10 protein-coding genes are annotated in these 11,713 nt (G+C 41.7%); 7 read left to right on the top strand and 3 right to left on the bottom strand.

The window, feature by feature from the left end:
- The coding region (locus NJ959_RS17785) for a histidine triad nucleotide-binding protein (protein WP_256529394.1) at nucleotides 1-337 on the bottom strand (337 nt) is incomplete at its 3' end.
- A 184-nt stretch (nucleotides 338-521) separates the two neighbouring features.
- On the opposite strand from NJ959_RS17785, the gene ebsA reads away from it, so the two are divergent.
- Both ebsA and NJ959_RS17775 read left to right on the top strand, forming a co-directional pair.
- Nucleotides 522-896 carry a type IV pilus biogenesis protein EbsA gene (gene ebsA, locus NJ959_RS17780; RefSeq protein ID WP_254013081.1) on the top strand — a complete coding sequence of 125 codons (375 nt, stop codon included), beginning with the start codon at nucleotides 522-524 and terminating at the stop codon, nucleotides 894-896.
- Between the two features lie 97 nt (nucleotides 897-993).
- On the top strand, nucleotides 994-2,061 hold the full coding sequence (locus tag NJ959_RS17775; RefSeq protein ID WP_254013080.1) for a phosphotransacetylase family protein: 1,068 nt from the start codon (nucleotides 994-996) through the stop codon (nucleotides 2,059-2,061).
- 171 nt (nucleotides 2,062-2,232) lie between these two features.
- Here the strand turns inward: NJ959_RS17775 and ppsA are convergent, their stop codons facing one another.
- Entirely contained in the window at nucleotides 2,233-4,734 is a 2,502-nt protein-coding gene (gene ppsA / locus NJ959_RS17770; protein WP_254013079.1) for a phosphoenolpyruvate synthase, read from the bottom strand.
- A gap of 335 nt (nucleotides 4,735-5,069) precedes the next feature.
- On the opposite strand from ppsA, the gene NJ959_RS17765 reads away from it, so the two are divergent.
- The 5 genes from NJ959_RS17765 (at nucleotide 5,070) to NJ959_RS17745 (ending at nucleotide 10,008) form a co-directional block, all read left to right on the top strand.
- Nucleotides 5,070-5,636, top strand: coding sequence for a peroxiredoxin (locus NJ959_RS17765; protein ID WP_254013078.1), 567 nt, complete (start codon nucleotides 5,070-5,072; stop codon nucleotides 5,634-5,636).
- A 129-nt stretch (nucleotides 5,637-5,765) separates the two neighbouring features.
- Nucleotides 5,766-7,235, top strand: a complete 1,470-nt coding sequence (locus NJ959_RS17760; protein ID WP_254013077.1) for a folate/biopterin family MFS transporter — start codon at nucleotides 5,766-5,768, stop codon at nucleotides 7,233-7,235.
- A gap of 122 nt (nucleotides 7,236-7,357) precedes the next feature.
- Complete coding sequence (locus NJ959_RS17755; protein WP_254013076.1) at nucleotides 7,358-8,902, top strand: carotenoid oxygenase family protein; 1,545 nt, start codon at nucleotides 7,358-7,360, stop codon at nucleotides 8,900-8,902.
- Between the two features lie 98 nt (nucleotides 8,903-9,000).
- Complete coding sequence (locus NJ959_RS17750; RefSeq protein WP_254013075.1) at nucleotides 9,001-9,756, top strand: phytochelatin synthase family protein; 756 nt, start codon at nucleotides 9,001-9,003, stop codon at nucleotides 9,754-9,756.
- 63 nt (nucleotides 9,757-9,819) lie between these two features.
- Nucleotides 9,820-10,008, top strand: coding sequence for a hypothetical protein (locus tag NJ959_RS17745; RefSeq protein ID WP_254013074.1), 189 nt, complete (start codon nucleotides 9,820-9,822; stop codon nucleotides 10,006-10,008).
- Nucleotides 10,009-10,363: 355 nt separating this feature from the next.
- Here the strand turns inward: NJ959_RS17745 and NJ959_RS17740 are convergent.
- Nucleotides 10,364-11,713, bottom strand: a 1,350-nt coding sequence (locus NJ959_RS17740; protein WP_254013073.1) for a right-handed parallel beta-helix repeat-containing protein, incomplete at its 5' end; no start/stop codon positions are given.

The raw sequence follows: 11,713 nt of genomic DNA, 5'->3' as shown, positions 1-11,713 counted from the left end.
CCGGTGGCCACCCCATTTCCCGTCCGCCCAAAATGTGTAAATGTAGATGATAGACGGTTTGACCACCATCTGAACCATTGTTAATTACCAGACGATAGCCGTTTACCAAGCCAAGTTGTTCGGCAACTCGCTTGGCGGTTAAGAGGAGGTGTCCGAGGAGTGCCTCATCTTCAGCCTCAGCAGCCGATACTTGGGAGATGGGCTTTTTGGGAATAATGATAATGTGAACAGGTGCTTGGGGTGCAATGTCTTTGAAGGCAATTGCTAAATCGTCTTCATACACAATGTCTGCCGGGATTTCTCGTCGGATAATTTTACTGAAGATAGTCTCGCTCATAGAGATGGGTTTATTCACAGGACAAATGGTTAAATAAAAGTATCATACAGTTGGCGAGAATGCGCAGAATTTTACAAACCATAGTTTTCGCTCAACCGATAACCCCAGCCTAATCGATTCAAGGGATTGAGCAAGGGGAATAGTCTTCTTGACTCTGAACAACGGACACAGTAAGAACCATAATATGTCTATCGAAAAACTACAACCTGCTGATAAAGGAGCCGTCGCCGTCTTCATGCCTTACTACCAGGGAGCAAAGCGCAATTTTTTGCCCTTGGCAATTAGCCTCTACCAACAAGGCTCTCTAGAAGGTTATCGGCGAATTGAAGGAGGTGAGAATATTCCTTTTGTGGCAACTTGGTTTGTCTCAAAGCTACCCTCTGAAATTACTCGCTGTCGATTGCAGTTTGATAGCAATGCTGATTTGAGTTACGAGGTTACGATGTCAAACTCTGAGTTCATTAATTACTTAATAGAAGTGATTATGAATTTTAAGCGAGCGCGATTGACTGATTTTACCCAGTCATTTTATCGGAAGCTACTACGGATTGATGAATGAAATAAGTTGAGGATTGATTTTTAGATCCTGAACTATTACATGTCTAAGTTTTTCTTGTCAAACACACACTAAAATCATACTAGGAGTAAGAAAAGGGATGGAAAAAGCTGTTAAGTATTTAGCGATTGGGTCAACAGAATCTTACAGTGGCAAGTCAGCGACGATTTTGGGAATTGCCCATCAGCTTCAACAAAAAGGATTGGAGATTGCCTATAGGAAACCGTTAGGAACATATCTGAATGGTATTCGATCTGATGAGGTGGAAGAAGATATTCAGTTTATGAATAATATTCTGAACTTGCCCGAAGCTCAGGTCAAATGCCCCCTATTATGTCTTGATGCCGAGACAATTGAAAAACGCTTGCGAGGTGATGACTCGACTAATTATCGGCAGTCTCTAAAGGCTTATCTTGAACCAGCAGGGGGCGATTTAATCCTGCTAGAAGGTCCGGGAACTCTTTGTGAGGGTAGCTTGTTTGATTTATCTTTACTGGATATCGCTACCGAAATTGATGCTAGTGTTCTTTTAGTTGCTCGGTTTCATTCTATTTTGATCGTTGAGACTTTGTTGTCTGCTAAACAACATTTGGGCGATTGCTTATTAGGAGTTTTAATTAATGATATCTCCACCGATCAGATTCAGGTAGTAGAATCGACGGTGCGACCATTTTTAGAACAACAAGGGATTCCTGTATTGGGATTATTACCTCGCAGTGAGTTACTGCGGAGTGTTACTGTTCGAGAATTAGTCAATCAATTACAAGCTGAAGTTCTTTGTCGTCCGGATCGATTAGATTTAATGGTAGAAAGCCTAAAAATTGGGGCGATGAATGTTAATGCGGCGCTGAAGTATTTCCGTAGGGGTACAAATATGGCGGTAGTGACAGGAGGGGATCGTGCTGACATTCAAATGACAGCATTGGAGACTTCAACCCATTGTTTAATCTTAACAGGTCACATACCACCCCAATCCTTTGTCTTGAATCGTGCCGAAGAATTGGAAATTCCCATTTTATCTGTTGACTTGGATACTCTTAGCACTGTGGAGATTATAGATCGTGCTTTTGGTCAAGTCCAGCTTCACGAACCGATTAAGGTCCAGTGTATTCAACAACTGATGGCGGAACATTTCGATCTGGATCGGTTGATGAATCTGTTGAAATAAACTGAGATCTGGCACTATTTTCATTTATAGCAGCCGCCACAGCGGTTAGGACATTATAGCTAGCAAATTTTAACAATTGGCTCTGGCTCCCTTCTCCTAACCACCTTGGCTACTGCTATATCCTCGAGCGGGGGGATCTTGTCACTCTCAACTACAATAAAGAATCCAAAACTAACCCTGAGTCGCTTCCACCTCCGCCACCATCAAAAGAGTCTTCAACACCGAATCCGGATTCAAACTAATTGAATCAATCCCCAACTCAACCAAGAATTTAGCAAACTCAGGATAATCACTCGGCGCTTGACCGCAAATCCCAATTTTGCGATGATTCTTCTTAGCCTTCTCGATCGCCATCCGCACCATTTGCTTGACACCTTCGTTGCGCTCATCAAAAATATGAGCCACTAACGCCGAGTCACGATCTAAACCTAATGTTAACTGAGTTAGGTCATTAGATCCAATCGAAAATCCATCAAACACCTCACTGAATTGATCTGCCAAAATCACATTACTAGGAATTTCGCACATCACATAGACTTCCAAGCCATTTTCGCCCCGTTTCAGTCCATGCTTTTCCATTTCAGCTAGCACTTTCCGCCCTTCATCTGGAGTGCGGCAGAAAGGAATCATGGGAATGACATTAGTTAATCCCATTTCATCCCGTACCCGCTTAATCGCCTGACATTCTAACCCATAAGCTTCCCGATATTTAGGATCGTAATAACGAGATGCACCGCGCCAACCAATCATCGGGTTTTCTTCATGGGGTTCAAATTGTTTTCCACCCAAAAGATTGGCATATTCATTACTCTTGAAATCTGACATCCGGACTACTACTGGGTTAGGATAAAATGCGGCGGCAATTGTCCCAACACCATGAGCCAGTTTATCTACGAAGAAATCAGCTTTGCGATCGTAGAGGTAGGTCATCTTATAAATCTCTCGCTTGACCAAAGCGTCGTCAAGTTCATCGAAGTGCAATAAGGCTAAGGGGTGTGCCTTAATGTGGTTAGCAATAATAAATTCTAATCGTGCTAAACCTACTCCATCACAAGGAAGTGCAGATAACCCAAATGCTTCTTCGGGATTCCCCACATTCATTAATATTTTAGTCCGGGTTTTAGGTAAGTTATCCAGTTGAGTTTCTTGAATTTCAAAGGGGACTAAACCAGAATAAACTCGTCCTTCTTCTCCTTGCGAACAAGATACAGTTACTTCTTGTCCACTCTTTAAAACTTCGGTGGCATTACTGGAACCAACAATCGCTGGAATACCCATTTCTCGCGCAATAATTGCGGCATGACACGTCCGGCCCCCCTGATTAGTGACAATCGCACTCGCTTTTTTCATAATTGGTTCCCAGTCAGGATCAGTCTTATTCGTTACCAAGACTTCACCTGCTTTAAATTCGTCAAGTTTATGAACGTCTAGAATAACAGTTGCTTTTCCTTGACCGATCATTTCTCCAACTGCACGTCCCCTGACTAATACTTCAGAAGTTCCTTTTAACTGATAGTTTTTTAGGATATTACCAGACTTCTGAGATTGTACTGTTTCGGGACGAGCTTGGACGATATAAAGTTCACCTGTTAGTCCATCTTTTGCCCATTCGATATCCATGGGCGTATATTGACCTCGGACATCGGAATAGTGATCTTCGATGATACAAGCCCATCGTGCTAATTGGAGAATTTCCTCATCGTTGATGGCGTATTTCTTTTGTTCAGACTCCGGTACAGCTATATTTTTTGTCAGCTTTGTCCCACCGATTTCGTACACCATTTTAATTTCTTTGCTACCCAAACGTTTCTCTAAAATTGGGCGATACCCTTGTTTGAGAGTGGGTTTGAAAACAAAGTATTCATCGGGGTTAACTGCACCTTGAACGACGTTTTCACCTAATCCGTAGGCGGCGGTAACTAAGGCGGCATTTTTGAATCCAGTTTCGGTGTCGATGGAGAACATTACCCCGGATGATGCTAAATCGGATCTCACCATTTTCTGTACCCCTACAGATAGGGCGACATCAAAATGGTCGAATCCTTTAACAGTACGATAAGAAATTGCCCTGTCTGTAAATATAGAAGCAAAACACCGATGACAAGATTCTAAAACATCTTGAACGCCGTAAACATTTAGATATGTTTCTTGTTGTCCAGCAAAACTGGCATCTGGTAAATCTTCTGCCGTTGCGGAAGAACGAACTGCTACATCTAGCGCTTGACTTTGTTGTTTGCATTCGTCTTGAAATTCCGGACTCAATCGAGCGCATAACTCGCTATCATAGCCATAGCGATCGCAAAGTGTAATATAAGAATCTGCGATCGCATCTTGCAAGTCTTGCGGGAATGGGGTATTCAGAATTAAAGATCTCGCTTGCTTACCCCGCATTCGCAAGTTATTTACATCTTCTACATCTAAGTCAGCAAACAATTCCCGCAGTTTTTCTTCTAAACCTGCGCCTTTGATAAAGTACCGATAAGCATAGGCTGTGGTGGCAAATCCAGTGGGAACTTTTATTCCTTTTACGGTTAGTTGTCGAATCATTTCGCCCAGAGAGGCGTTTTTTCCACCTACTAGTGGAATATCAGCAATTCCTACGTCTTCAAACCAAAGTACGAGAGCGTTTTCTTTGGACACTGCGGAAGGTTTGGTTTCAGTAGCGGCAACCATTAGGTATTTCCTCCTAGTCCTGATAATTTCAGTTTAACCAGGGTCAGCCCTTTATATTGGTTTTCTTAATATTTCTTCAAATAAAAATGATAGTTATTTATCGTTAGTGGCTTTACTATCAGTTAAATAAAATAAATGAAACCAGATCATTATATCATAAATATTGAATATTGCCACAAAATATTAGCTAATTAACTCTTAGGTTTTACCAGGGTGATACTCAGCCATGGGCAAGTTTAGCTAGGTTCAGATGAAAACTGCTCTCTATAATTCTTATTTGCCAAGGCGACCACAAAAATTGTAAACTTATGTAAAGTACATCTCAGCTCGCCATCATGCTCTCTCGTCCCAATTTTCTCAGTATTCTCCTGGCAAGCTGTCTCGCCTGCTTTACCTGGTTAAACTTCACGCCGACAGCATTAGCCCTCGGAGGGAAGCAACTACCTCTCAACCAACCTGCACCCGAATTTACCCTCCCTACCAATACGGGAGATGGGGAAGTCTCGCTGTCAGATTACCGGGGAAATTGGGTGGTTGTCTATTTTTACCCCAAAGATTTCACATCGGGTTGTACGATAGAAGCGCGTCGTTTTCAGCAAGACTTACCTAAATATATAGAGAGAAACACGCAAATTCTAGGAATAAGTGCTGATGATGTGGATTCCCATGCTGAGTTTTGCGACTCGGAGGGGTTGAAATTTCCCCTATTAGCTGATACTGATGGTTCAGTGAGTAAAGCTTATAGTTCTTGGATGAGATTTATTTCTCTACGCCATACTTATATTATCGATCCAGATGGGATCTTGCGGGAAAGATTTCTTGGTGTAAATCCGGTAATTCACAGCATGGAAGTTTTAGCTAGTTTGGATGAGTTGCAATCAAGGATGAAGGATGAAGTATGAAGGATGAAGTAAACATCATCAATATTTTTTTATCTTTCACCCTTTATCCTTAATTCTTTTTCCAGAATTCATCCTTTAACATTGAGCCTTCACATTCCATCCTTTTCTCAAACTAATGGAGATTTTCAGATGACAGTTTCCCCATTGGAATTGGACAGATTCAAAAAATTCTGGAAAGAAACAGTATTCTTTGGCAATGAACCCACTCCTGAATTGATTGGTATTTTAACCGTCTATTTCGTACAAGGCATCCTAGGGATATCGAGTCTTGCAGTTAGCTTCTTCCTCAAAGATGAACTGAAGTTAAGCCCTGCTGAAGTAGCAGCGCTCCTTGGTATAACTATGACACCTTGGATAGTTAAACCATTATTTGGTTTTCTCTCCGATGGATTACCTCTATTTGGTTACAAAAGACGACCTTATCTATTCCTCTCTGGAATCATAGGAACCTTTGCTTGGATAGCTTTAGCGACATTGGTTGAGACAGCTTGGCAGGCAATATTAGCTTTGCTCTTGTCTTCTTTGTCGGTTGCAGTCAGCGATGTTATTGCCGACTCCATAATCGTGGAAAGAGCAAGAAAAGAATCCCTCAGCGCCTCTGGTTCACTCCAATCTCTCTGTTGGGGAATTTTAGCATTGGGTGGATTAATTACCGCTTATTTAAGTGGTTGGCTGTTGGAACATTTCAGCACTAAAACGATTTTTGGGATTACGGCGACATTTCCTCTGCTTGTATCAGCAGTTACCTGGTTAATTGTCGAGAAACCAATCGTTTATAGTCTTGATACTGTCACTGTAAAACAGCAAATTCAACAACTGCGCCGTGCGATTAGTCAAAAAGTAATTTGGTTACCGATAGTATTCATATTCATCCGACAATGCACCCCAACAGCAAGTTCAGCATTTTTCTTTTTCACTACAAATGAACTAGGGTTTGAACCAGAATTTTTAGGCAGAGTCAGGTTGGTAACTAGCTTTGCCGCTTTATTAGGTGCATGGCTATTCCACCGCTTTTTTAAGGCTATTCCATTCCGTACTCTCATGGGTTGGAATATAGTTATATATACCCTGTTCGGAATGACAAACCTGCTACTTGTTACCCATGCTAATCGGGCTTTGGGCATTGACGATCGTTGGTTCAGTATAGGAGATAGCGCCCTTCTCACTGTCATGGGACAGATTGCCTTGATGCAAATATTAGTCCTTTGCGCACGCCTTTGTCCCACAGGGGTAGAAGCTACCTTCTTTGCCCTATTGATGTCAATTTCAAATTTATCAGGTTTAGTATCTCAAGAATTAGGAGCTTTACTTACCCATTGGCTAGGGGTAACTGAGACTAATTTTGACAATATGTGGATCTTAGTCTTAATTACTAATATCTCAAGCTTATTGCCCCTAGCATTCTTAAAATTGTTACCAGAAAACGATCCACAAGCTGAACTACAAGCCATAGGTAATCCAAATTTATTACCACCTGCTGAAGTTTTTGAACATCAGCAGGTGGGTTCCCTAGCATCACAGCCTTTTCTTCCCGATTTAGTACCAGAATTCACCGTTACCTCTATGCCATCAAAACCATTAGAAGATAGTGATGGCTAATTGCTTTTCCCTCACCCCTTGACAACAAACAACGAACAACAAACAACAAACAACAAACAACAACCAACAACTAACAACCAACAACCAACCACCAACCACCAACAACCAACCACCAACAACAAATGATAACTCAAGACACTGTTTCAACACCAGAATCATCACCATCATACAATCTGAAAGCCTGGAGTATGGGCTATGAATCCCAGCCTAACGAGTATGATTATGAGATTGATGATATTGAAGGCGAGATTCCCGCCCAACTCCATGGCACATTATTTCGCAATGGTCCCGGTTTATTTGATATCAACGGAAAGCGTATCCAGCATCCCTTTGATGGAGATGGTATGATTAGTGCGATCGCATTCGATCGTGGTACAGCTCATTTTACCAATCGCTTTGTCCGTACTGAAGGCTTTGTCGCCGAACAAAAGGCAGGTAAATTTCTCTATCGTGGCGTTTTTGGTACGCAAAAACCTGGAGGTTGGCTAGCCAATATATTCGATCTCAAAAACAAAGAAATTGCCAACACAAATGTTATTTACTGGGGTGGCAAACTCTTGGCACTTTGGGAAGCATCTGAACCCTATCGTCTCAATCCGAAAACTCTAGAGACTCTGGGTAAAGATTATTTAGATGGTATTTTAGCAAAAGGAGAATCTTTTTCCGCACATCCAAGATTCGATCCCAGTTGCCAACGGAATGGTGGGAATCCTTGTTTAGTGAATTTTGCGATAAAACCAGGTATTTCCACAACCATTACCATTTACGAAATCAACCCAGATGGTAAACTCCTACATAGTCAAAAAGTAACTGTTCCTGGTTTTGCATTTGTCCATGACTTTGCCATTACACCCAATTACTGTATTTTCTTCCAAAATCCAGTTACCCTTAATCCCTTTCCATTTCTATTTGGATTTAAAGGTGCAGGTGAATGCCTCAAGTTTTATCCCGATAAACCCAGTAAAATTATCGTAATTCCCCGTTATGAGCAGAGAATGGGGAGTGGGGAGTGGGGAGAAGGGAATGGGAAAAAGTTTCCTCAGTCTCAAATTCAGGAATCGATGAAATTTCTAGAAACAAAAGCAGGCTTTATTTTCCATCATGGCAATGCTTTTGAACAAGGGGATGAGATTTGCGTAGATTCAATTTGCTATAACTCTTTGTCTCAAGTCGCAACCAAAGGCGATTTTCGGGAAATTGATTTTGATGCCATATCGCCGGGGCAACTTTGGCGCTTTACCCTGAATTTGAAAGACTTAACTGTCAAGAATCAGTTATTATTAGAGCGTTGCTGCGAGTTTCCCTACGTTAATCCCAATCGCGTCGGACATTCTTACCGCTATCTTTTTATTGGTGCTGCCCATAACCCAACTGGGAATGCACCGCTTCAAGCTATTTTAAAATTGGATATGAATAGTGGTGCAGAGCAAATTTGGAGCGGCGCACCCCACGGTTTTGTCAGCGAGCCAATATTCGTGCCTCGTCCCAATGCTACTGAAGAAGATGATGGTTGGGTGTTAAGTTTAGTATACGATTCTAGTCACCATCGCTCTGATGTGGTAATTTTAGATGGTCGTAACTTAGATCGGGAACCAGTAGCGCGATTGCACTTGAAACATCACATTCCTTACGGGTTGCACGGTAGTTGGACACCCCAAGTGTTTTAAGCTTTACCTCGCTTGGATAAGAAAGCAGGTTGAAAACCCCCTGTCCTTAGACAGGGGAGTGTCAAAGAAGTGGATTTAGATATCTGGGAAAATCATCCATGAATGGAAGCAAGTATCAAAAATCTTTAGTTAAGGGAATCCTGATTCTCTTAAAACCTCTCATCTTAGGATTTTGCCTTGCCAATGGGAGACTTTCAGCACAGACTCTAGCAGTTTCTTCAAACCTGATTAGCCTTAACTCCGCTGAGGGAGAAACCCTACTAATAGAAAGCAAATCTCGCCAGGATTATTTGCCCCTAAGTATTCACTTTGAAACTCAAGATAATCTTGCTTACTGTGGGGTAGCTAGTATGGTTATGGTCTTGAATACCCTGTCAATTCCAGCACCTGTTGCACCAGAGTTTGGCACTTACCATATATTCACACAGAACAATATTTGGAACGATCGAACGGAAAAGATTCTCTCATCTAAAGTAATCGCCCGCCAAGGGATGACGCTGGAGCAATTGGGTCAACTTTTAGAAACTTATCCCGTGAAAGCACAGGTATATCATGGTGACAATGTAAGTTTAGACGAGTTTCGCAACTTGGCGATCGCAAATTTGCAAGATCCCAATAATTTTATCTTAGTTAATTATTTGCGGAAAGCAATTAACCAAGAAAGTGGGGGACATATTTCTCCCTTAGCGGCCTACAATGAACAGACGGATAGATTTCTTATTTTAGATGTTTCCCGCTACAAATATCCCCCAGTTTGGGTGAAGGCGGAAGAACTTTGGCAAGGGATGAAAACTATTGATGCTGCTTCTGGCAAAATGCGGGGGTTTGTGTCGATCGCACGTCAGGGAGAATAATCCGCCATCTTTTCCACTAAACTAATAAAATTGGCAATAGGGTAACAGATAGAGGATAAGTTTATGGGACGCAACGCGAAGCTAAAAAAAATGAGGCGGGAGGCTTCCTCCCAACCACTATCTCTACAACAGGAAAAGACTGAGTTTGATTCGATTCATTTTGTCAACCAGTTAGAAGAAGAAGGCTATTCACTCAATGAAATTAAGCGCTCTCCTTCTCTACCAGATACAACAGTCAAGCCCCAATTGTAAACTCACTCCCTTCCCTTAACATCGACATTATCCAAAAAAACCTCTGCGTACCTCTCTCCTAACCTCTGCGTCCCTCTGCGTTAAAAAAAAATTATGCCAATACCAAAGGATTCAGAGAAGAGAGATAAAAAAATATTGAAGTGGCTCACAATAGCGTAAAAACCAGCAAAAGGTTATTAGCCCTCCTTTGGATTATCAGACAAGAATAGCTGAAACGACGCAATCTCGTCAAGTATTGAGAATTAATCTTAATAAAATCAACGAAGTTAAGCCACTTTCAGCCTTCGATCATTTGTTACGTTATGTAACGTACTTTTTTTTGAGGGATAGGGGTTGGAGGTGAGGGTAAAAGAGTCTACTCCCGATTCCCACTCCGACGTATTGAACACTTAGGGGGAATATACCAAGCATCGCCGCTATTACCAGTTAGATTGCACTGTTCAATTGGACCAGCACCATTCGATTCTACATAGATACCATATTCCTGATTCCGATTGATATTACACCGTCTAATTGTGGCGTTACCATTATTTTTTATCCTTATTCCTGTGCCACCATTGCCAAAAATATGACAATCTTCGATAGTTGCCAAGCTGTGAGGGGCGATCGAGATACCATCATGTTTCATCTCGCGAATTTTGCACCGCCGGAGGATGGGATGGCTACCTTTAAGAATCTCTACTCCTATATAATGACCGATGATATCGCAATCTTCTATTATTCCATTCCCATTGTGAGTGACTAAAATTCCGTATTTACTGCCTGGGTTGATTTGGCAATTGCGAATTTGAGGACTAGTTGCAGCAGTGCGAATGTAGATAGAGGCAATCCCCGTCGAATGTATGATACAGTTTTCCAGAATTAACTGTCCTTGAGGAATTGCGATCGCAAAAGGCTTGAACAAGAATTCACCAATCAAACTGCCAATCAAGTCGGCTTTTTGCAGTTGACTCCAACTATAGTGTCGCAGAGTGATATTTTTCACAACTCCTTTCTCTGCCCCCATAGCAATACAGGGTCTAAACTTGCTTTCTATAATAATATCATCCCGTTCCCCATCGCCAATAATTTCGACAGGCTTATGAATCGAGATACTTTCCCGGTAGAAACCGGGACGTACCAAGATCCTAGCACCAGGTTCAGCATTTGCGATCGCATCTTTAATATTCCTATAGTCAGCCGTACCTAATTTGGCAACAATTAATTCTGGTATAATTTTAGCTGATGATGAGGGATTAGCTCTGAGAGTGGATAAATTAGCTGAAGATACAATACTTTCCTGTAAATCATGAAGTACTTCCCCAACAGATTGATAGCGTCGATTAGTTGCACCTTCTAGCATTTTATCAATAATGCGACTTAATTTATCGCTAACTGGACTATTTAGATAATTTCGCCAAATCCAAATCCCTTCATCAAAAGAATACAGCTCAAAGGGATCTTTTTTCGTGAGTAAATGAATACAAGTGACACCGAGACTATAGATATCACTAGCAAAAACAGATTTACCAGCCGCTTGCTCCGGCGCAGTATATCCCTTACTACCAATTGCAGTGCCCGTAACAGAAATAGCCGTGCGAGTAGTAAATTTAGATGCACCAAAATCTACTAATACAAGTTGTCCCCCTTTTGTTGGTAAAGGAGTGGGAGGAGTGAGAAGATTGGGAGGAATGGGGGGAGTAGGCAAACTTGAAAAGTTCCTTCC

Origin of the sequence: Limnofasciculus baicalensis BBK-W-15 (assembly GCF_024178385.1) — a bacterium.
GTDB classification, from domain to species: Bacteria; Cyanobacteriota; Cyanobacteriia; order Cyanobacteriales; family Coleofasciculaceae; genus Limnofasciculus; species Limnofasciculus baicalensis.
This window is presented reverse-complemented; position numbering and strand designations above follow the sequence as displayed.